The 20,065-nt window shown below is 74.3% G+C and carries 20 protein-coding genes; 4 read left to right on the top strand and 16 right to left on the bottom strand.

Features of this window, described 5'->3' with window-relative positions; translation table 11 throughout:
- Positions 1-63 precede the first annotated feature (63 nt).
- The gene (locus tag NRK68_RS05030; RefSeq protein WP_257855133.1) at positions 64-1,281 is read left to right on the top strand and encodes an MFS transporter; all 1,218 of its coding nucleotides are present in this window, start codon (positions 64-66) and stop codon (positions 1,279-1,281) included.
- Between the two features lie 84 nt (positions 1,282-1,365).
- Here NRK68_RS05030 and galK read toward each other — a convergent pair whose 3' ends face one another.
- On the bottom strand, positions 1,366-2,529 hold the full coding sequence (gene galK / locus NRK68_RS05025; RefSeq protein WP_257855132.1) for a galactokinase: 1,164 nt from the start codon (positions 2,527-2,529) through the stop codon (positions 1,366-1,368).
- Positions 2,526-3,614, bottom strand: coding sequence for a galactose-1-phosphate uridylyltransferase (galT, locus tag NRK68_RS05020; protein ID WP_220819311.1), 1,089 nt, complete (start codon positions 3,612-3,614; stop codon positions 2,526-2,528). Before galT ends, galK begins: the two co-directional genes overlap by 4 nt.
- A 140-nt stretch (positions 3,615-3,754) precedes the next feature.
- Between galT and NRK68_RS05015 the strand changes: the two genes are divergently transcribed.
- Positions 3,755-4,318: a type 1 glutamine amidotransferase domain-containing protein gene (locus NRK68_RS05015; RefSeq protein WP_183068184.1), complete on the top strand. Its 564-nt coding sequence runs from the start codon at positions 3,755-3,757 to the stop codon at positions 4,316-4,318.
- Positions 4,319-4,370: 52 nt separating this feature from the next.
- Complete coding sequence (locus tag NRK68_RS05010; protein ID WP_308296061.1) at positions 4,371-6,686, top strand: SpoIIE family protein phosphatase; 2,316 nt, start codon at positions 4,371-4,373, stop codon at positions 6,684-6,686.
- Positions 6,687-6,736: 50 nt separating this feature from the next.
- Here NRK68_RS05010 and NRK68_RS05005 read toward each other — a convergent pair whose 3' ends face one another.
- Both NRK68_RS05005 and NRK68_RS05000 read right to left on the bottom strand, forming a co-directional pair.
- Positions 6,737-7,504, bottom strand: coding sequence for an NPP1 family protein (locus NRK68_RS05005; RefSeq protein ID WP_183068141.1), 768 nt, complete (start codon positions 7,502-7,504; stop codon positions 6,737-6,739).
- 545 nt (positions 7,505-8,049) lie between these two features.
- Positions 8,050-8,934 carry an SDR family oxidoreductase gene (locus NRK68_RS05000; RefSeq protein WP_183068140.1) on the bottom strand — a complete coding sequence of 295 codons (885 nt, stop codon included), beginning with the start codon at positions 8,932-8,934 and terminating at the stop codon, positions 8,050-8,052.
- 87 nt (positions 8,935-9,021) lie between these two features.
- Here NRK68_RS05000 and NRK68_RS04995 point away from each other — a divergent pair, with 87 nt between their 5' ends.
- Positions 9,022-9,489 carry a MarR family winged helix-turn-helix transcriptional regulator gene (locus NRK68_RS04995; RefSeq protein WP_257855131.1) on the top strand — a complete coding sequence of 156 codons (468 nt, stop codon included), beginning with the start codon at positions 9,022-9,024 and terminating at the stop codon, positions 9,487-9,489.
- A gap of 34 nt (positions 9,490-9,523) precedes the next feature.
- Here NRK68_RS04995 and NRK68_RS04990 read toward each other — a convergent pair whose 3' ends face one another.
- From NRK68_RS04990 to NRK68_RS04935, 12 genes are all read right to left on the bottom strand, one after another.
- Positions 9,524-10,942 carry a HAMP domain-containing sensor histidine kinase gene (locus tag NRK68_RS04990; RefSeq protein WP_183068138.1) on the bottom strand — a complete coding sequence of 473 codons (1,419 nt, stop codon included), beginning with the start codon at positions 10,940-10,942 and terminating at the stop codon, positions 9,524-9,526.
- Entirely contained in the window at positions 10,939-11,664 is a 726-nt protein-coding gene (locus tag NRK68_RS04985; protein WP_030832172.1) for a response regulator transcription factor, read from the bottom strand. The genes NRK68_RS04990 and NRK68_RS04985 overlap by 4 nt, the downstream gene beginning before the upstream one ends.
- 32 nt (positions 11,665-11,696) lie before the next feature.
- The gene (locus tag NRK68_RS04980; RefSeq protein ID WP_257855123.1) at positions 11,697-12,257 is read right to left on the bottom strand and encodes an HPP family protein; all 561 of its coding nucleotides are present in this window, start codon (positions 12,255-12,257) and stop codon (positions 11,697-11,699) included.
- Positions 12,258-12,497: 240 nt separating this feature from the next.
- Positions 12,498-13,064 (bottom strand): hypothetical protein, encoded by a 567-nt coding sequence (locus NRK68_RS04975; protein ID WP_257855120.1) that lies wholly within the window; start codon positions 13,062-13,064, stop codon positions 12,498-12,500.
- A 110-nt stretch (positions 13,065-13,174) separates the two neighbouring features.
- On the bottom strand, positions 13,175-13,957 hold the full coding sequence (locus NRK68_RS04970) for a cytochrome c biogenesis CcdA family protein (RefSeq protein ID WP_183068136.1): 783 nt from the start codon (positions 13,955-13,957) through the stop codon (positions 13,175-13,177).
- Positions 13,954-14,568 (bottom strand): TlpA family protein disulfide reductase, encoded by a 615-nt coding sequence (locus NRK68_RS04965; RefSeq protein ID WP_257855119.1) that lies wholly within the window; start codon positions 14,566-14,568, stop codon positions 13,954-13,956. The genes NRK68_RS04970 and NRK68_RS04965 overlap by 4 nt, the downstream gene beginning before the upstream one ends.
- Complete coding sequence (locus tag NRK68_RS04960; protein WP_257855118.1) at positions 14,565-15,329, bottom strand: thioredoxin family protein; 765 nt, start codon at positions 15,327-15,329, stop codon at positions 14,565-14,567. Before NRK68_RS04960 ends, NRK68_RS04965 begins: the two co-directional genes overlap by 4 nt.
- A 334-nt stretch (positions 15,330-15,663) precedes the next feature.
- Positions 15,664-16,221, bottom strand: a complete 558-nt coding sequence (locus NRK68_RS04955) for a hypothetical protein (protein ID WP_257855117.1) — start codon at positions 16,219-16,221, stop codon at positions 15,664-15,666.
- 198 nt (positions 16,222-16,419) lie between these two features.
- Positions 16,420-17,277 (bottom strand): CAP domain-containing protein, encoded by an 858-nt coding sequence (locus tag NRK68_RS04950; RefSeq protein WP_257855115.1) that lies wholly within the window; start codon positions 17,275-17,277, stop codon positions 16,420-16,422.
- A gap of 291 nt (positions 17,278-17,568) precedes the next feature.
- Positions 17,569-18,000 carry a VOC family protein gene (locus tag NRK68_RS04945; RefSeq protein WP_183068132.1) on the bottom strand — a complete coding sequence of 144 codons (432 nt, stop codon included), beginning with the start codon at positions 17,998-18,000 and terminating at the stop codon, positions 17,569-17,571.
- Positions 18,001-18,033: 33 nt separating this feature from the next.
- Positions 18,034-19,191, bottom strand: coding sequence for an agmatine deiminase family protein (locus tag NRK68_RS04940; RefSeq protein ID WP_183068131.1), 1,158 nt, complete (start codon positions 19,189-19,191; stop codon positions 18,034-18,036).
- Between the two features lie 179 nt (positions 19,192-19,370).
- Entirely contained in the window at positions 19,371-19,976 is a 606-nt protein-coding gene (locus tag NRK68_RS04935) for a TetR/AcrR family transcriptional regulator (protein ID WP_183068130.1), read from the bottom strand.
- Between the last annotated feature and the right edge of the window lie 89 nt (positions 19,977-20,065).

Genomic DNA, 20,065 nt, shown 5'->3' with positions numbered 1-20,065 from the left:
CCGGGTTGACGATGTCCGTCAACCCATGTGCCCGGCCCGGCAGGTCGACCGCACGGTGACGCCATGGAAACCGTCACCACGATCCGGCCCCGCGCCCTCGTCCGGGCCTCCGGGGGTCCCCGCTACGCCGTCGCCCTCGCCGTGGACGCGCTCGGCACCGGCCTGCTGCGGCCGTTCCTGCTGCTCTACGGGGTGATGGTGCTGCGGCTGTCCGCGCCCGCCACCGGCATCGCCATGACGGCCGGGATCGTCGTCGGGCTGGTGTGCATGCCCGCGGTGGGCCGATGGCTGGACCGGGGCGCACGCAGCACGGTCGTGGCGGCGTCGATGCTCGTGCGGGCGCTGGGCGTGGCGCTGCTGCTGGCCACCCCGGCCGGGCACGTGTGGCCGTTCGCGGCGGCGGCGCTCCTCCTCGGCATCGGCAACCAGGCCTGGCCGGCCGCCCACGCGGCCCTCGTGGCCACGGTCGCCCACGGCCGGGAACGCGACACCGCCCTCGCGGCGGGCCGAGCCCTGCGCAACGCGGGCCTGGGCGTGGGCGCGCTCCTCGCCACCGCCTGCCTGGCCGGCGGGGCCACGGCCCTGCGGGCGATGGCCGTCGCCACCGGGATCGCCTACCTCACCGCGGCGGCCCTGGCGTGGTCGGTGCGCCTGCGGGCGCGTCCGGCCGTCGACCCGGAGGGGGACGCGGCCGCGGGGCCCGCACCCCGGATGCGCGGACTGCTCGCGGCCAACGTGGTCTACGTCTTCTGCCTGAACGTCCCCGAAATCGCGCTCCCCCTGGTGCTGGTGACGCAGCTGCACGCCTCCCCGGTGTGGCCGGCGGCCGTGTTCGTCGCCAACACGGTGCTCGTCGTCACCCTCCAGCTGCCGGTCACCGTCCTGCTGTCGCGGTTCCCCCGGCGCAACGTGCTGGCCCTCGCCGGTGTGCTGCTCGCCGTGTCCTACCTCGGCTTCCTCGCGGCGACCTCACTGCGCGGCGGCTGGGGCGCCCCGGCCGTCGCCGCCGTGTCGGTGGTCTGCACCCTCGGGGAGATCGTCTACGCCGGCAGTGCCACGGCGCTGGTCACCGCCCTCGCCCCGGCCCACACCCTCGGCCGCGTACTCGCCCGCTTCGAACTCTCCACGGGCTTCGGCCTCGCCGTCTCCCCGGCGGTCATCACCGCTCTCGCACCCCACGGCCCGACCGCCCTGTGGGGCGGCCTGGCCGGTGCGACGCTGCTGTCCGCCTCCGCCGTCGCCGCCGAGAAGGACGGGAACGCCCACCTCTGCCGACGCTGACGCCCCGCTCCGCCGACCCGGCCCCCCGCGGCCCTCGGCGGGCTCACCCAGGCCCCCGTCCGACGCCGCCGACAACGAAGCCGGTCAGCCGATGCGGCGGGCTCCCGGCGACGGGAGGGCCTCCAGCACGGCCGGTGCTGCGAAGCCCGCCGCCGCGAAGGCGTCCGTGACGGCTCGCGCCACGCTCCCGGCCGCCGCGGCCGGGACCAGCGCGATCACGGAGCCGCCGAAGCCGCCGCCGGTCATCCGGGCACCCAGGGCGCCGGCGGCCACCGCGGCCGCCACGGCCAGGTCCGTCTCCGGGCAGGAGACCCGGTAGTCGTCCCGGAGGGAGGCGTGGCCCGCCGTCAGCAGCGGCCCCAGCGCCTCCGGCTCGCCCGCCGCCAGAGCGGCGACGGCCCGGCCCACACGGGCGTTCTCGGTGACCACGTGCCGGACCAGCGGCGCCAGCCCGTCGGGCAGCTCCGCGAGGGCGCCCGGCAGCTCCGCCTCCGCGAGGTCCCGCAGGGCGGCGAGGCCCAGCAGCGCCGCCGCCCGCTCGCACCCCGCGCGCAGCGCCGCGTACGCCCCGTCGGCGAGGTCGTGCGCGACACCGGTGTCGAGCACCAGCAGGCGCAGCCCGTGCCCGGTGAGGTCGAAGGGGACCTGCCGGACCTCCAGGCTGCGGCTGTCGAGGTGCAGGGCGGCGCCCTCGGCGCAGCAGACCGACGCCATCTGGTCCATGACCCCGCAGGGCACGCCGGCGAAGGCGTTCTCGGCGTACTGCGCCACGCGGGCCAGCTCCGGCCGTGACAGCCGCAGCCCGTACAGCTCGTCGTAGGCGACGGCCACCGCGCACTCCAGGGCCGCGGAGGAGGACAGTCCGGCGCCCGTGGGCACCGTGCTGTCCAGGTGCACATCGGCGCCGCCGACGGGCAGGCCCCGGTCCCGCAGCGCCCAGACCACCCCGGCGGGGTAGCGCGCCCAGCCGGCGACCGCGCCGGGGACGAGGTCCGCCACCGTGAGCTCGGTGATCGCGCCGTCGCCCTGGGCGCTGTGCAGGCGCAGCAGCCCGTCCGCGCGGCGGCGGGCCGCCAGCACGGTGGTCTGCGGCAATGCCATCGGCAGGGCGAAGCCGTCGTTGTAGTCGGTGTGCTCACCGATGAGGTTGACCCGGCCCGGAGCCGCCCAGACCCCGTCGGGAGAGCGGCCGTGGATGCGCGCGAACTCCCGGCGTACGGTGGCGGCTTCGGCCGCGGCCCCGGTCACAGGGCCTCCCGCAGCCGCCGTGCCGCCGCCTCGGGCGCGACGTCGTTCATGAAGGCGTCCATGCCGGCTTCGGTCCCTGCCGTGTACTTGAGCTTGTCGGCGCTCCGCCGGACCGTGAACAGCTCCAGGTGCAGCGCCAGTTCCCCGCCCCCGACGAGCGGCGCCTGGTGCCAGGCCGCGATGTAGGGCGTGGGCGCCGCCGACCCGAAGAGCCGGTCGAAGCGGCGCAGCAGGTCCAGGTACAGGCCGGGGAATTCGGCGCGTTCCGCCTCGCCGAGCCGGGTCAGGTCGGGGACCCTGCGGTGCGGGTACAGGTGGACCTCGTACGGCCAGCGCGCGGCGTACGGGACGAAGGCCGTCCAGTGCTCCCCGGCGAGGACCACGCGTTCGGTGGCCGCGCGGGCCTCTTCGAGGACGTCCTCGAAGAGGTTGCGCCCGGTGCGGGCGCGGTGCGCGGCCGCGGCGGCGATGTGCTTGGCGGTGCGCGGGGTGGTGGTGGAGAAGGCGTAGATCTGGCCGTGCGGGTGGGCGAGCGTCACACCGATCTCCGCGCCCCGGTTCTCGAAGCAGTACACCTGCCGCACGCCGGGGCGGGCGGACAGTTCGGCGGTGCGGTCGGTCCAGGCGTCCAGGACCAGCCGGGCCCGCTGGGGGGTGAGGCCGGCGAATCCGGCGTCGTGCTCCGGGGTGAAGCACACCACCTCGCAGCGCCCGGCCTCGCCGGCCAGGGACGGGAAGCGGTTCTCGAAGACGGCCACCTCGTAGTCGGCGGCCGGGATCTCGCTCGGCCGGCCGTCCCTCGACGGGCAGAGCGGGCAGGCGTCCGCCGGCGGGAGGTGCGTACGGGACTGGCGATGCGCGGCGATGGTGACCCAGTCGCCGGTGGTGGGGTCCCGGCGCAGCTCCGGGGCGCTCTCGACCCGGTCCGGCGGGCGCCGGTCCTCGGCCCCGCGGTCCCGGCCGGGGCGGCTGTCGTAGTAGATGAGCTCGCGGCCGTCCGCGAGTTCGGTGACGGTCCTGTGCACGGGCACGTCCTCGCCTGTCTCGTCGGGGTGACGGCCGGGGCCGGCGCGTCCGGCGATCATACGGCCGTCCCGGTGAATGGATCATCCGAGGGCGCGCGGCCCGGACCGCGCGGCCGTTTGTCCGCCGCCCGAAGGGGCAGGCGCACAGCGCGGACGGGGCGGTCCGGAGGGCGTACCACCGTGGAAGGGACGTGACGGCGATGAAGGTGGCGTTTCTCGTGGCGCCGGAAGGCGTGGAGCAGGTCGAGCTGGAGAAGCCCTGGCAGGCCGTGCAGGACCAGGGCTGGCAGCCACGCCTCGTCTCGACCGGGAACGGCGAGGTCCAGGCGTTCCACCACCTCGACAAGGCGGACACCTTCCCCGTCGACGACGTGGTCGGCGCGGCCGGACCGGACGAATACGACGCCCTGGTGCTGCCGGGCGGCGTCGCCAACCCCGACGCCCTGCGCATGGACGGGCGCGCGGTCGCCTTCGTCCAGGGCTTCTTCCGCAGCGGCCGGCCGGTGGCGGCGATCTGCCACGCCCCGTGGACGCTCGTCGAGGCGGGCACGGTCCGGGGCCGGACCCTGACGTCCTGGCCCAGCCTCGCCACCGACCTGCGCAACGCCGGCGCCACCTGGGTCGACGAGGAGGTACGGGTCTGCCGTGCGGCGCCCGGCACGCTGATCACCAGCCGCAGGCCCGACGACCTCGACGCCTTCTGCGCCGCCTTCGTCGAGGAGTTCGGCGCCGGTCCGGCCGCCGCCGGCCCGACCCGGCCCTGACGGCCGCGGGTGTACGGAAACCCTGCGGTGGAGCCGAGACCGGAGGTGGGCAGTGAGCGGCGGCGGTGAGGGCGGCCTGGCGGATGCGGGCTCGCGCCCCGAGGACCTCCGGCCCCGGGACGGGGCGGACGACCCGCTGCACGAGGTGCACGAGGCGCCGGACGAGGTCCACGAGGCGCGGGACGACGCGCACGAGGGCCCGGGCGAGGGCGAAGGGCCGGGCGAGGTGGCCGACGCGCCGGACGAGGCGCACGAGGCGTGGGACGACGCGCACGAGGCATTCCGCGACGCGGACGACGCGTTGGACGAGGCGCTGACCGGGACGATCCGCCGGACCGGGGCGTCCGCCGGCGGGGTCCACCTCTGGGCCGGCCCGGAGCACACCCGGCTGGCGCTCGTGGTGCTGTGCGGCGTACCGACCGAGGTGGCGTGGCCGTGGCACCGGATCTCCCCGGCCGACTCCAACCCGGTGAGCGACGCCGTGCGCGAGGACCGGCTGGTCTGGATCGGCTCGCAGGAGGACCTCGCCCACGACTACCCGCAGGCCGCCGTCAGACTGCCCTACGAGTTCTGCCTGGCCGCGGCGCCGCTGAGGGGCCGGCGCGGCTCCCACGGCGCCCTGCTCCTGGTCTGGCCCGCCGGCCGGGAGCGCACCCCGACCCCGCGCGAACAGCGCCACATCGTCGCGGCCGCCCGCCGTATCGCCCGGACACTGGACGAGCCCGCCGGCCTGCCCGCGGTCCCCGAACGGCCCCGCGTCATCCCCGCCACGTCCTTCCGGGCGTACGCGGGCCGGCCGGCCCAGGCGGCCGCCGACTGGGCCGAGCGCCTGCCGGAGGGCGCCCTGGCCCTGGACCTGGAAGGCCGGATCACCTTCGTGGACGGGACCGCAGCCGCCCTGCTCGGCCGCACCTCCGGCGAGCTGCTGGGCACCTGGCCCTGGCAGTCGCTGCCGTGGCTGGACGCACCCCTGGTCGAGGACCGCTACCGCTCCGCCGTCCTCAGCCGCGAGCCGGTCGAGTTCACCGCCCTGCGCCCGCCGGACGTCCCGCTGCGCTTCCAGCTCTATCCGGACTCCAGCGGCATCAGCGTCCGCGTCACCCGCGCCGCCCGGCACGAGGAGACCCCGCCGTCCGGCGGGCCGACGGGTCCCTCCGTCCCGCACACGGGCCGGATCCACCAGCTCCTGCACCTCGCCGCCGCCATGACGGAGACTGTCACCGTCCGCGACGTCGTCGAACTGGTCGCCCACCAGGTGCTGCCCGCGTTCGGAGCCGACGCCCTCGTCCTGTCCGCCGCCGACGCGGGCCGCCTCAGGATCACCGGGTACCACGGGTACGACCCGCGGATCATCGAGCGGCTCGACGGCCTGCCCCTGGACACCGGGCTGACCCCCGCCGGGCAAGTACTGGCCGACGGCGTCCCCGCCTTCTTCGGCGACCGTGCCGCGATGGCCCGCGCGCACCCCGGCGCCACGCAGGTCAGCGGCAAGGAGGCCTGGGCGTTCCTGCCGCTCACCATCTCCGGCCGCCCGGTCGGGTGCTGCATCCTTTCCTACGAGCGGCCGCACACCTTCACCGCCGACGAGCGCGCCGTCCTCACCTCCCTGGCCGGACTGATCGCCCAGGCCCTGGACCGGGCCCGGCTGCACGACGCCGCGCACGACCTCGCCCACGGCCTCCAGCAGGCCCTGCTCCCGCACACCCTGCCCGTGATGCCGGGTCTGGAGGCCACCGCCCGGTACCTGCCCGCGGGCCACGGCATGGACATCGGCGGCGACTTCTACGACGTGATCGCGCTGGACGCCACCAACGTCGCGGCCGTCATCGGCGACGTCCAGGGGCACAACGTGGCCGCGGCCGCGCTCATGGGCCAGGTCCGCACCGCCATCCGGGCCGCCGCGGGCGGCCCGCCCGGCGCGGTCCTGGCCCGCACCGGCCGTCTCCTGTCGGGACTGGACACCGATCTGCTCGTGTCCTGCCTCTACGTCCACATCGACCTCGCGAGCCGGTGCGCGACCCTGTCCAGCGCCGGGCACCCACCACCGCTGGTGCACGCCCCCGGCTCCCGGCCGCAGCGGGTGGAGGTCGATCCCTGGCCGCTCCTCGGCATCGACACCGGCACGCCGTGCCCCGTCACCCGGCTGGAGCTGGCGCCGGGGACCCTCCTCACCCTCTACACGGACGGGCTGGTCGAGAAGCCCACCGCGGCCGGCATCGACGCCGAGCGCGGTACCGACGACGTCGCCGCCGTGCTCGCCGAACACGACGGGGCGGACCTGGACGACATCGTCGAGGCCCTGCTGCGCGGAATCGGGGCGCCCTCCGGCCACACGGACGACATCGCCCTGCTCCTCCTGCGCCTGTGACCGCGCGAGCAGCCGCTCCTCCGGGCAGCTGCGGGCCCACCGCTACGGGGCTACAGGTACGGGTCGAAGGGGATGCCCGCCGGCTTGGCCTTCGCCAGGTGGGAGGCGAAGGAGGCGTCCTTCAGGCCGAAGTGCGCGCTGCCGAAGTCTGCCTGGCTGAGCGTGTCCCGCAGCGTCGCCGGGTATCCCGACCAGCCGACCAGCGGGGGGTACTGCCAGGTGCCGCGGTGGTTCTCCGGCGGCTCGTCGTTGCTGTTCGCCGCCCGGAAGCAGTGCGTGCCGACGCCGTCCTTGTGATAGACGATCTTGGGGTGGGTGCCGTCCCAGCGGATCCGGTCGCGCGCGTGGACCACGAAGTCACCGTGCGCGGATGTGGCGACGTATTTCGCCTCGTCGCCCTGGATCCACACCACCACGTGCTCCCAGTCGTGGCGGTGGCCGCCGAGGCTGATGCCGGGGATCGCCTGGTCCTTCTCGAAGTAGAGCGCGTAGACCACGGCGCACCAGCCGTTGTTGCACTTCCAGCGGGAGTACCCGTTGGTGTTGGCGAGGTCCGAGGCGTCCCGGCAGTTGCCGTCGAGGGCCCCGGTGGGCTTGAGTCCGCCGTTCAGCACCCCGGTGGGGCCGATGGCGGGTGTCGGATAGCAGCCGTCGGTGTCGTAGTCGTAGGCGGGCTGGAAGGTCCGCTCGATCGCCTCGGCCTGGCCGGGCAGCGCCGCGGGCGGAGCTGCGAAGGCCACCTGCGGGACGCCGACGACGAGCGCGAGGGCGGCGCCGACGACGACGAGGGATCTCCGGACGTGACGGTCGGTCCGCACAACAGGCCTCCTGGCCGGTCGGGTTCGGGGGTCGCGGGCCGGCGACGGCCACCGTCGACCGACACGCCCGGAGCATCATTCGCGAACCGGCTCGGCACGGCAAGGGTCCGCGCAGCTTCTTCTGCGCCCGCGCAGGATCGAACTACCCGTCAGAACAGGAGAGTTGAGGATATGTCAGAAATGGCGCCACGGGTCCCGGCGCGCGCGCCGGGACCGGGAGCGGCCCCGTACGCACGAAAGGTCCGCCCCCTGCGAGCAGGGGGCGGACCGGGGCGTCGGCCGGGCGCCGTCACACGGTCACAGGCCGACCGTGTTCATCAGGATGATGGCCGCCAGGTTCAGGAGGATGACCGTGACGACGATGCCGATCCCGATCCAGGCCTTCTGCGATTCGTCCATGGGCGCGGGTCACCTCCCGACGGGGACGCGCCGCCGCGCGGCGCTCCGCAGGCCGGACGGCGCTGCGTCCGGCCTCCTTCCATGCTGACCCCCCGGCCCGCGAACCGCAGGTCGGCCACGGGCCCCGGGCGGCGGGGCCGGAGCCGTCAGGCCACCCAGGTGCCCGTCATGCCGAGCACGGCCGCGCCGTCCTGGTCCGTCAGCTTGGTCCCGGTGAAGTCGCGGGCCCACTGCGAGGTCTGGATGCGGAAGGCGGGACGGTCGGCGGTCAGTGCCTCCATCACGGCCTCGGCCGCGCCGGCCGGGGTCTGGGCCGAGCCCTCCGTGAACTGGCTCACCGTACGGTCGATGTAGGTGCGCAGCGCGCCGGCGTACGGTCCGGCCGCGGCGATCCGGGCGTCGAGGTCGAGCCCGATGTTGTTGACGAACTCGGTCGCCACCGCGCCCGGCTCGATGACGGACACGGTCACGCCGAGGGTGCTCGCGACGGGCGCCAGGCTCTCCATGTACCCCTCCACCGCGAACTTCGCCGCGCAGTAGGCCTCGTTGAAGGGCTGGCCGATCACGCCGCCGACGCTCGTGACGGTGATCAGGCGGCCGCCGGTGGCCCGGAGGTGAGGGAGTGCCGCCTTGGAGACGTTCAGCACGCCGAAGAAGTTGACCTCCATGACCTCGCGGACGTCGGCCACGGTTTCCAGTTCCAGGGTGCCGAGGTGTCCGGCGCCGGCGTTGTTCACGACCGCGTCCAGACGGCCGTAGTCGGCGATCACGCCCTCCACCGCCGCGGTGACGGACTCCTCGTCGACGACGTCGAGACGGCGGATGTCGATCTCGACGCCCGCCTCGGCGGCGGCCTCGCGCAGGGCGCCGGCCCGTCCGGTGTCGCGCAGCGTGGCGACGGTGCGCCATCCGGCGCGGGCCGCAGCGACGGCCGCGGCCAGCCCGATGCCGGAGGAGGTGCCGGTGATCAGGACGGTACGGAGGGAGGCGTCGGGGGCGGTGGTGGCGGGGGCGGTGGGGGGCGTGGACATGGCGTTCCTCTGGAAACTCGGATTTATGTGCGTGCACACACACTTTAAAGTTATGTGCGTGTGCACGCAACCTCTAGACTGAGCGACATGCCGAAGAAGCTCACAGAAGCCGAGATGCCGGCGGCCGACTACGCCTTCTACGGGCTGGTCTGGGCCGGCACGACGATGACGGACCGCGTGGACAAGGCCCTGGTCAAGGCCCACGACCTGCCCGTGTCCTGGTTCGAGGTCATGCTGTGGCTGGCGTCCAGCCCCGAGCCGGTGCCCGCCTCGGTCCTCGGGAACAGCACCCTGCTCAGCCGCAGCCAGGTCTCCCGGGTCGTGGACGCGCTGCAGAGCCGCGGCCTGGTGACGCGTACGCCGTCGGCGCGCGACGCGCGCTCGGTGGAGGTCGCCCTCACCCCGGCCGGACGCACCCTGTTCGCCGCCGCGGACACCACGCGGCGCGAGGCCCTGGCGCCCGTCTTCACTGGCCTCCTCGACACCGAGGACCTGGAGGCCCTCGGCAGGGTGTGGCGCAAGCTCAAGGCGGCCAAGGCCGCACAGACCGATTAGAGAAGCGTCCGGACGGGTCGGGCGGCGTCGGCGGCTACCTGCTGCGGGGCCAGACCGGGCGGCGGCGGGAGGACGTACGCGGCCGGCGCAGCCTGCGGCCGGAGGGCGCCGAGGGGGCCAGCGCGAAGGTCACCGTGATGCGCGCACCCCCGAGCGGGCCCCGGGCGATGCGCATGGAGCCGCCCGTGGCGCTCGCCGCGCGCTGCGCGATGTCGAGGCCCAGCCCGGTGGATCCGGTGCTGCTCCCGCGGGAGAGGGCCCGGTCCGGATCGGGGATGCCGGGGCCGCCGTCCTCCACGACCAGTTCCACGGCCTGGGCCGTGCGGACGACCTGGACGCCGAAGGGGGTCCCCGGCGCCGTGTGCCGGAAGATGTTGCCGATCAGCGCGTCCACCACGGCGGCGATGTCGTCGTCGGAGAGGCTGACGGTCGTCGGCTCCTGGGTCAGGTCCACGGTGCAGGACCGGTTCTGCTGTTCCGCCAGGACCGTCCAGAAGGAGGTGCGGCGGCGTACGACGTCGGCCGCCTCGCAGCGCGGGCCGGCGGCGGCCCCCGCACCGGCCGCGGGCCGGGCCGCGGCCGGTTCCGCACCGAGCAGGCCCTGGCCCATGGGGCCCACGGCGAGCGGGGTGCGCGCCGCGGCGATGATGGCCTGGAGCTCCGTCTCCAGCTCGCCGACCGCCGCCTCGACCCTGGCCGACTCCGGTGTGCCGGCCATCCGTTCCGACGCGAGGTGCAGGGCGGTGAGCGGGGTCCGCAGCCGGTGGGACAGGTCGGCGACGAGCTCGCGTTCGACAGCGAGCAGCTCGGTCATCCGGTGCGCCATCGCGTTGAAGGCGAGGCCCGCGTCCCGCAGCTCCTTGGGGCCCATGGGGTCCACGCGGGTGTCCAGATCGCCCCGGCCCAGCGCGTGCGACGCCTGCGCCAGCCTCTTCGAGGACCGGACGACCTTCGCGCCGAGGCGGTCGGCGACCAGGACGGAACCACCGACCAGCCCCACCGCGAGGAAGAGCATCACCGCCCACGATTCCTTGACCCCGCGGGTCAGTTCCGCCTCGGGGACGAAGTTCTCGATGACGGCGACCTGATCGCCGGGCAGCACCACCGGCTGGAGGCAGATCCAGCCGTCCGGGATCTCCCGGGAGATGGACTCGCGTCCCTCCTGGGCCCGTTCGAGCAGGGCTGCCGGGGCCTTGGAGGTGCCGAGGGGCCCGGAGCCCGGCAGGTGCACCACCAGGTAGTCGGACGCGTCCAGGCTCGCCGCGGACTCCCGCAGCGCGTTCGGGTCCGTGGTGAGGGTGAGGACGGGTGCCAGGGCGGCGGCGCGCTGTTCGGCCGCGTTGACGCCCTGCTCCTTGACCAGCGACAGCACCAGCGCGGCCAGCGGTATGAGGAAGGAGAGGGCGACCATGGAGGTCACGGCGAGGGCCACTCCGGCCAGGGAGCGCCTCAACGCGGGGCCACCAGTTTGATGCCGACGCCGCGGACGGTCAGCAGGTAGCGCGGGGCCGCGGCGCGTTCGCCGAGCTTGCGCCGCAGGGAGGACAGGTGCACGTCGACGGTCTGGTCGTCCACGTACGGCTCCCGCCAGACCTCGGTCAGCAGCCGGCGCTTGGAGACGACCTGTCCCGAATGGTGGGCGAGGAACGCCAGCAGGTCGAACTCCCGGCGCGTGAGGCGCAGCTCCCGCCCGGCCAGGTACGCGGTACGCGCCCCCGGGTCCACCGCCAGCTCGCCCACGACGGTGGCCCGCAGCGGCTCGGCGGCCGCCGCGACCGGTGCGCCCGCGGCGGCGGCCCCGGCGGGCGGGACGTGGCTGGTGCGCCGCAGGACGGCGGACAGCCGGGCGACGAGCTGACCGCCGGAGAAGGGCTTGACCAGGTAATCGTCCGCGCCCGCGTTGAGGATCTTGATGATTTCCGACTCGTCGTCCCGCGCGGTGGCCACCAGCACGGGCACGGAGGATATGCCCCGGATCATGCGCAGGGCGTCCCCTCCGTCCAGATCGGGCAGCCCGAGGTCGAGGACCACGGCGTCGACCGGCGTCTGGGTGACCTCGCGCAGAGCGCCGAACCCGTCGGCGGCGCTGCGTACGGCATACCCGTGTTCCGTCAGGACCTCGATCAGTGACTGGCGGATGCTGGGGTCGTCTTCCACGACCAGGACGCTCGGCATGCGGACACCTTAGGGGCTCGGCCGGCCGGGGCTCACCACCAGTACTGGGGGTAGCGGGTGCCGGTGCGGCGGGCGCGGGAGAGGGCGCAGCCCGCGAGGACGACGAGCACGGCGGCTCCGGCCAGCAGCGGGACGAACGTGCGCGGGTCCGGCGTACGCAGGACGATCACGACGGCGGTGGCGCAGGCGGGGGAGTGCGGGGTCCGGGCCAGGGTCATCACGGCGAGCGCGAGGCCCGCCGCGACGGCCGCCACCCAGGGCGAGCTGCCGAAGGCGGCGAGTCCCGCGTATCCGACGGCGGCGCAGAGCAGGTGACCGCCGATCACGCTGCGCGGCTGGGCCAGCGGCAGGGCGGGCACGCTGTGCACGATCGCCGCGGACGCGGCCAGCGGGGGTATGAGGACGGGTTCGTGGATGGCCGCGCCGATGGCCACCAGGACCAGCATGACGGCGGTGGCACCGCTGACGCTGTGCAGGACGGTGCCCGGCGCCGGAGCGGGGGCGCGTCCCGCGAGGCGCGGCAGTACGCGGGCGCGCGGGGCCGCGGACGGGCCGGGACGCGCCCGTTCGGGGGCGATCTGGTCGGTACTCAAGGGGGATGACGTCTTCGGGGCAGGGCCGGGGGCATACGTCCGTACGGCGGTGAACGGCGGGAGGAGCGGGCCCGTCCCCTCGGCAACCCGTGCGACCGGCGGGTCGGCGGTCGGCGGGGCCGGGGGCTGTGGCCCGGGGGTGCGGCGGCCCGGGGTGGGGGCGGCCGCGAACCCCCTGGATCATACGAACCCTCCCGAACCGGGCAGTCGCCGGGTCGGCGCGCGCCGCCCGGTCCGCCGTCAGGAAGCGTCGAACGTCGGCCCGTCACCGGTGATGCGCAGCCGCACCGGGCGGTCGGACACCGGGATGGTGCAGCCGTCCCGCGTGCTGCAGCTCGCGTAGCCGACCAGTACCGTCGCGTCCCCGTTCCCGTCGGCGCGGACGGGCAGCGTCGTGGTGACCGGGCCGTCGGGGTAGACGGGGACCTGGGCGTCGACACCGGGCACGGTGATCGACTTCACCTCCCCGGCCGCCTTCAGACCGCCCCGGGCCTTGAGCGCCCCGGTGACCGCCACGGTGGTCGGCCGGCCGACCCCCTCGATGCCGGTGGCGGGCAGCTCGGTGCTGTAGAGGTGGAAGCCTTTCGCCTCGGGCGTGAAGACCGCGGTGAGGGTGCCCCCCGAGGCCTTCCAGTCGGTCACCGACAGGGTGACGGTGACACCGTTCTCGGAGAAGCGCGTCGTGGGAGCGGAGCCGGCGGCGTCCGCGGCGGGCTGTCCGCCGCACGCCGACAGCGCGGTCAGGGAGAGGAGCGCGGCCGCGACGCGGACCTTGCGGGAGTGCCTCACCTGCGTGGAAACGTTCATCTGTGCCTCTGTGGTGCGTGTCGCGTGCGCGCGCTTGCGCTCGTCACGCGATCGGGTCGGATCGGTCTTGGTTCTCGGGGCGAACGGGGCGAACGGGGCGAACGGCCCGGCTAGAAGGCGGTGGTGAAGGTCGCGCTCCACAACTGCAGGCTGTAGACCATGTCGTTCCACACGCCGGTGGCCAGCAGCAGACCGACGAGTACGAGCATCCCCCCGCCGATCCGCAGGACCCACGGGTAGTGGCGCTTGACCAGCCCGAAGGCGCCCAGCGCCCGGCGGAAGGCCAGCGCGGCCAGGATGAAGGGCAGCCCCAGCCCCAGACAGTACGCGGCCATCAGCAGGGCCCCGCGGGCCGCGCTCGCCTCGGTCCAGGCCAGCGCCTGCACGGCGGCCAGCGTCGGCCCGATGCACGGCGTCCAGCCGACCGCGAACACCGCCCCGAGGGCGGGGGCTCCGGCGAGGCCCAGGGCGGGACGCCGGTGGCTGCGGAACTCCCGCTGGGTGAAGCCCGGCAGGAACCCCATGAAGGACAGCCCCATGAGCACGGTGAGGACACCGAGCACCTGGGTGATCACCTCCTGGTGGGCCAGCAGGCTCCGGCCGAAGTAGCCGAACAGCGCGCCACCGGACACGAGGACCGCGGTGAAGCCCAGGACGAACAGCAGCGCGCCGGTCGCCATCCGGCTGCGGCGCCCGCCGCCCGCCTCCGCCAGGTCGGCGACCGACAGGCTGGTCACGTAGCTCAGGTAGCCCGGTACGAGGGGCAGCACGCACGGCGAGAGGAAGGAGACGAGTCCCGCCAGGAACGCCACGGGCGCCGCGATCGCGAGGGTTCCGTTCACGAGGGAGGAGGTGTCCGTGACGGCGAGCGTCCACTGCGCGGCGGCCGTCACGACTCCTCCTCCAGGATTCGTGCGAGCAGGGGCCGCAGCTGCTCGTCGGTGACGGCGCCCCCGATGGCGGCGGCGACGCGTCCGCGGCGGTCGATGACGAGGGTCGAAGGGATCGCCTGCGGGTTGACCAGAGCGGGAGGGAAGCGCAGCAGGAGCGCGCCGTCGGGGTCGTGGAGGCTGGGGAAGGTCATGTCGTGGGCCCGTACGAAGGACCGTGCCGCGGCCCGGTCCCGGTCCCGGGTGTTGATCCCGAGGAAGCGGACCCCGTCGGCCCGGGTCTGCCGGCTGAGCCGCTCCAGGTCGTCCGCCTCCGCACGGCAGGGGCCGCACCAGGAGCCCCACGCGTTCAGGACGACGACCTGGCCCCGGAAGTCGCCGAGCGCGACCTGCTTCCCGTCCAGGTCGGCGCCGGCCAGGGCCGGCGCCTCCTGCCGGGCGCCGGGGTCCATGACCTTCGCCCCGGCCGCCGCGGCGATCGCGTCCGGCCGTCCGGCCCGGGACCCCGCGGCGGCGCCGTCGTCCGTCCACAGGCCGGCGACGGCCAGCACGGCCGCCACCGCCAGGCCGGTGGCGGCCGGGACGAGGACGGACGCCCGGACCGGTCTTCTCATGACGCCCACTTGCGCAGGAAGGCGTTGATGCCGTCCGCGGTCAGCGAAGGGTTGCCCGTGACGTGGGTGTCGGTGCGCACCGTGCCCGACGGCGAGACCACGACCAGGACGGGCATCTTGTAGGTGCCGCCCGAGGGGCTGTACTTGCGCAGGAGAGCGGAGTTGGCGGAGCTGTTCCCGCCGATGTCCACCTTGACCATGTGGTACGAGGCACCGAGGATCCCGGCGGTCTGCGACTGCGCGAACACCTTGTCGGCGGCCTTGCAGTTGCCGCACCAGTTGGCGCCGAAGTCGAGCAGGACCATCCGCCCGTCCGCCTTGGCCGCGCGCAGTGCCGCGTCGATCTGCTGCTGCGCGTCGGCGGAACTGTCGTAGCCGGGGCCGGGGACCTTGGCCGGCGCGGGGGCGGCGGACGTACGGGCCGGCTTGGCGGAGCCGCCGCCGGACGAGGCGGAAGAGGACGGCGCCCGCGAGGCGGTCGCCGAGGCGGAGGCCGAGGCCGAGGCGGACGCGGACGGCGAGGCCGACGCCGTCGGGGACGTCTCGGCGGTGGGCGTCGCGGACTGCGACCCGGAGAGGGCCTGCGCGGACTGGCCGGCGGTGGCCGCCGCGGCGGAGCCGGCGGGCTCCGAGGACGGTCCGCAGGCCGCGGTCAGGCCCGCCGCGACGACGGCCGCGGCCACCAGCGGCAGCCGCCTTCCCAGGGCCGCGGCGGAGCGGGGCGACGTCGTACGGCGGTCGGCGCGGACGGGTCGGAGCATGCGAGAACTCATGGCGGAGACACCCCAAGGCACGGTTCGGACTGCGGGACGGGCGGGAAGCCCCCCGGCTCGGTGAAGACGGCGGCCCGACGCTGCTCCCGGATGTCACACCCCGGAGCCGAGGGCCGCTCGGCTGACGCGAGCATAGGACCGCGCGGAGCCCGTGGAACCCGGTCGGGGGCGATCTTGAGCTTGCCCTAAGGAAGAGCTCACCTTCCGCTTCGCCGGGCCCCGGCCCATGGGCGCACACAAGGTGCCGATCACCGCGAAAGGGGCTGGACACCCCCTGGAACGGCCGAGCGGGACAGAACGCCCGCGACGGCATGCCGGGCCCTCAGAAGGAGGATTCGCGCACGCTCGCCTTCGCGCTCGGATCGATCGTCGCGGTGATGACGGACCGGTGGTCGGCGCTGGTGAACGTGACCGTGAGGGTGCTGTCCGAGGTCTGCGACGTGGTGGTCTTGAAGCCGCGGCTGGGGACCGCGGAGATCAGGCACACGCCCCGGCTCCCGTACCGCACCGTCACCTTTCCGCCCTGCGCGGGAACGGTGTACAGGCCCGCCCCGCCCTCCTCGCAGTCGACCTTCCTCGGGGCGGCGGTCCTGGGCGCGCTGGACGTGGCCTTGACGGGGGTGGGGGCGGCCGTCGTGGGGGAGGGGCTCTGCGAGGCCGTGGGCGAGGGGCTGGACGACGCGGTCGGGGACGGCGTGTCCGCGGGCGGGCTGCCCGCCTGCCAGGCGGGAGGCGTGTCGATGACCGTCGGGGCGGACCGTGCGACCGGCGGCGTGTGCCGGGTCGTGCCGACCACGAACTGGACCGTCGCGAGCACGGCGGTCACGCTGGCGGCCGTGCAGGACAGCCATATGAGCAGGTAGCGCGGAGTTCGGGGCACGGCCCCATAGTGTCCGACGCTCCGGCCGGTCTGTCACCGGCTCCCCCTGAAAAGGCCCGGACCGGTGCGGGGGCGGGGGCGAACGCCGACGTCCTCCCACCCGGGTGCGGGTGGGAGGACGTGGCTGTGGGGGGTGGTTCAGGGGGGAGCAGGGGGAACAGGGGTGTTCGCCCGGTAAGTCCCTTGTGCGGCGGGTGGTTACCTCGGGGCGCCGAAGTTCTGCGTCCACCACGGGCCGCCGTCGCCCTTGTGGACGCCGATGCCGATCTCCTTGAAGGCGCAGTTGAGGATGTTGGCCCGATGGCCGGAGCTGTTCATCCACGCCTTCATGACGGCGTCCGCGTCGGCCTGCCCGCGGGCTATGTTCTCGCCCAGGTTGGACCACTTGTAGCCGGCGGCCTCCACCCGGCTGGTCATGGTGGACCCGTCCGGCCCGGTGTGCGACATGACGCCGGCACGGGCCATGGTGTCGCTGTATCCGCGTGCGGCGGCGCTCAGCTTGGCGTTGGAGGTCAGGGCACCGCACCCGGCGGCCGCCCGCTCCTTGTTGACCAGGGAGAGCACGGCGGACTCGGCGTCGGTGTCGACGGTGCCGCCGCCCCCGCCCGTGCTGCCGCCCCCGCCGGTGCTCCCGCCGCCGCCCGTGCCGCCGGAGCCGCCGCCCGTGGTGGTGGCGGGCTTGCGCGTGGGCTTGGTGGCCGGGGAGGGCTCCGACTTGGTCTCTGCGTCCTGCGTCGTCGCGGGGTCCGTGGGGGTGGCGGACGCCGAGGCGGAGGCGGATGCGTCGGGCGTCGGGGACGCACTGGCACTCGCGGTGGCCGCGGCGTCGGTGGTGGGCGAGGCGGCGTCGGGGGTGGGAGTCGCCGTCCCGGAGGACGTTCCGGTGGCGTCGGTACGCCGGTCGGTACGTGCGTCATCGCCGGAGTCGGCCACCGCGACCCCCACCGCCACCACCGCGGCGGCCGTGGTGACGGACAGTACGACGCGCGTGCGCATCGTCTTCTTCCGTCGGGCCTCGACGCGGGTCTGCGTTTGGGGAGTTCGGCTGCGGCTCATGCCGGTAACACCTCGCAAGAGAAGGGGAGGAGGGGACTCCGCCCGAGCCTAGGCCGGTGACCAGCGAAAAGATCCCCCTGGAGGCGTTCTTCAAGTTCCCTTAAGGAAGCCCGCAGGATCAACACAGGGACGAGTCGGGCAATCGTCCCAACTCGGCCTGGCAGCAGGGGTGGTGACCTGTCCCGGCGGCGGCCGGAGAGGTCCCCGCCCGGCACAGGAACGTGCCCCGGGGCCGGCGTTGCCGTCCCGGGGCGGGCACGTAGGTGACTCCCTGCCCGTTCCGCTCTTCTGCTAACCCCCGAAGTCGGGCAGGACGAGGGAGCCGTCCTCGGTCAGGGTGAAACCGGGGTTGTGGGCGATCTCCCAGGCGTGGCCGTCGGGGTCGGTGAAGACGCCCGAGTAGAAGCCGATCGCGTTGACGGCGGCCGGCCGGGTGACGGTCCCGCCGGCCGCCGCCGCCGCGTCGAGGACGGCGTCCACCTCGGCGTCGGCGCGTACGTTGTGGGCGAGGGCGATGCCGCCGAAGCCGCCCGGCGGGGCGTCGGGAAGACCGCAGTCCGCGGCCAGTTTCCCGCGGTCCCAGAGGACCAGGGCCAGACCGCCCGCCTGGTGGAAGACCGTCTCCTCGACCTCGGTGCCGCGCCAGCCGAGCGCCGTGTAGAAGCTCTTGGCGCGGGCGAGGTCCGCGACCCCCAGGGTGACCAGGCTGATCCGCTGTTCCATGCCGCCACCGTAACGGCCGGGCGGGGGATCCGCTCAGGCGGCGGGTTTGCCCGGCTGGTCGTGGGTCGAGCAGTGGATGCCGCCGCCGCCCGAGGCGATCGTGTCGATGGCGACGGGAACGATGTCCCGATCGGGGAAATGCTCCTGGAGGATGCCGCGGGCCTTGTCGTCGGCCTTGCGGTCGCCGAACTTCGGCATGAAGACCGCATCGTTGGCGATGTAGAAGTTGGCGTAGGTCGACACGAAGTCGTCGCCCTCGCCCGTGATCCTGTTCAGGTCGGGCTGCGGCAGGTCGATGACCTCGAAACGCCGCCCGCGGGCGTCCGTCGCCTTCGACAGGACGGACTTCGCCTGGTCGGCGGAGCGGGACCACGAGTCGGCCGGGGTGCTGGGGTGGGCGCGGTCCAGGAGTACGACACCGGGGGCGGTGAACCGCACAAGGCTGTCCACGTGGGCGTCGGTGATGTCCTCGCCGCGTACGCCGGCCAGCCAGACGACCTTCTGGACGCCCAGGGTCTGCCGCAGCTCCGCCTCGATCACCTCCCGGTTCTTGCCCCGGTTGCGGTTGTCGTTGACGATCGAGCTCTCGGTGACCAGCAGGGTGCCCTCGCCGTCCGTCTCGAAGGAACCGCCCTCGGCGACCAGCGGCGCCTGGACCCGGGGGATCCCGTACTTCTGGAGCAGGGTCCGGGCGACCGACCCGTCGTTCTTGTGCTCCTGCTTGTTGCCCCACCCGTTGAAGTTGAAGTCGACACCGAGGACCTTGCCGCCCTCCTCGACGAAGACGGGGACGGTGTCACGGGCCCACAGGTCGTCCACCGCGAGCGGGATGACCTCGACGTCGTTGCCACAGGCCCGCTGGGCCGCCGCCACCTGGTCGGGCCGCGCCATCATGACGACGGCCTCGTACTGCCCGACCGCCCGCGCGATCCGCGCGATGTCCTCGCGCACGTGGCGCAGGTCCTCCTCCCACACTCCGGCGGCCAGGGCCGGCCAGGACATGAAGGTACGGGTGTGGCTCTCCCACTCGGCGCCGAGGCGGCGCCCGTCGGCCGCGGGGGCGGACCCCTTCGTGGCCTCTGGCTGCACTCCGGCGGCGGACGGGCCGCAGGCCGAGGCACCGGCGACGACCGCGCCGATTCCGGCGAGGGTGCGCAGGACGGTCCGGCGGGTGGGGGGAAGGAAGGACACGGGGAACTCCGATCGTGGGCTGGCGGAAGGGGTGCATCCGGCCAGGGCGGGCGCGAGGTGTCACATAGGCCGACAAACCGGGCCCTATGGACAAGAGTGCGCGCTCCGCACCGCGAACGGCCGCTCTGCAGGGAGAAGTGATGCGGCCTCGTGTCGCCACTGTGGCACTGACTGGAAATTCAGTCAATTCGCGGAGCAGGGGAACCCAGCCGGCCCGTTTCCACTCCGATGGCCTCGCGCACCAGGTCGCGGGCGTGCCGCAGGGGGAGCAGGCCGCTGAGCCAGCGGACGCTGAGCCCCTCCAGCAGAGCCGTCAGCCGCTCCGCGGCCGCGGTGACGGCGCCGCGCGGAGCGGCCGGGCAGAGCTCGGCGAGGTGGCCCGCGATCTCCGCGGCCCAGGCCGCGCCCGCGGCGGCGAGCTCCTCGCGCAGCTCCGGGTCGAAGACCGAGTGGGCCCGCAGCTCGCCCCAGGCCGTACTGTTCTCGCGGACCTCGGGCAGGTCCTGGAACTCCAGCAGCAGAGTCCGCTCCAGCAACTGCCGCGGGCCCGGCGGCAGGACGTCCGGGCCGGTTTCCCGCGCCGTGGCGGTGTAGCGGTCGGCCCGGTCACCGATGAACGCCAGCGCGTGCCGCAGGATGCCGGCCCGGTCCTCGAAGTGGTAGTAGATCAGGGCGGTGGACACGCCGGCCTCGGCCGCCAGGTCCGCCATCCGCAACCCCCGGACGCCCTGACGTGCGATGACCCGCGCGGCGCCGGTGAGGATTTCTGTTCTTCGGTCGGTCACTGCGTGATCCCTCCTGGCCGGGTGCGTCTCGCATTGTCACACATTGACTGAAACTTTAGTTAGCGGCACGATGCGGCCAGGTCATTGCC

It is taken from the genome of Streptomyces yangpuensis, from assembly GCF_024666385.1.
Lineage (GTDB): Bacteria > Actinomycetota > Actinomycetes > Streptomycetales > Streptomycetaceae > Streptomyces > Streptomyces yangpuensis.
The sequence above is the reverse complement of the archived record's forward strand: the minus strand, read 5'-3'. Positions and strand labels throughout refer to the sequence as shown.

Coding starts and splice junctions, on each gene's coding strand:
- NRK68_RS05015 (WP_183068184.1), top strand. CDS start 3,755: ATGAAGGTGGCGTTTCTCGTGGCGCCGGAAGGCGTGGAGCAGGTCGAG.
- NRK68_RS04950 (WP_257855115.1), bottom strand. CDS start 17,277: ATGAGCCGCAGCCGAACTCCCCAAACGCAGACCCGCGTCGAGGCCCGA.
- NRK68_RS04965 (WP_257855119.1), bottom strand. CDS start 14,568: ATGAGAAGACCGGTCCGGGCGTCCGTCCTCGTCCCGGCCGCCACCGGC.
- galT (WP_220819311.1), bottom strand. CDS start 3,614: ATGATCGCCGGACGCGCCGGCCCCGGCCGTCACCCCGACGAGACAGGC.
- NRK68_RS04975 (WP_257855120.1), bottom strand. CDS start 13,064: ATGAACGTTTCCACGCAGGTGAGGCACTCCCGCAAGGTCCGCGTCGCG.
- NRK68_RS04960 (WP_257855118.1), bottom strand. CDS start 15,329: ATGCTCCGACCCGTCCGCGCCGACCGCCGTACGACGTCGCCCCGCTCC.
- NRK68_RS04995 (WP_257855131.1), top strand. CDS start 9,022: ATGCCGAAGAAGCTCACAGAAGCCGAGATGCCGGCGGCCGACTACGCC.
- NRK68_RS05030 (WP_257855133.1), top strand. CDS start 64: ATGGAAACCGTCACCACGATCCGGCCCCGCGCCCTCGTCCGGGCCTCC.
- NRK68_RS05000 (WP_183068140.1), bottom strand. CDS start 8,934: ATGTCCACGCCCCCCACCGCCCCCGCCACCACCGCCCCCGACGCCTCC.
- NRK68_RS04945 (WP_183068132.1), bottom strand. CDS start 18,000: ATGGAACAGCGGATCAGCCTGGTCACCCTGGGGGTCGCGGACCTCGCC.
- NRK68_RS04985 (WP_030832172.1), bottom strand. CDS start 11,664: ATGCCGAGCGTCCTGGTCGTGGAAGACGACCCCAGCATCCGCCAGTCA.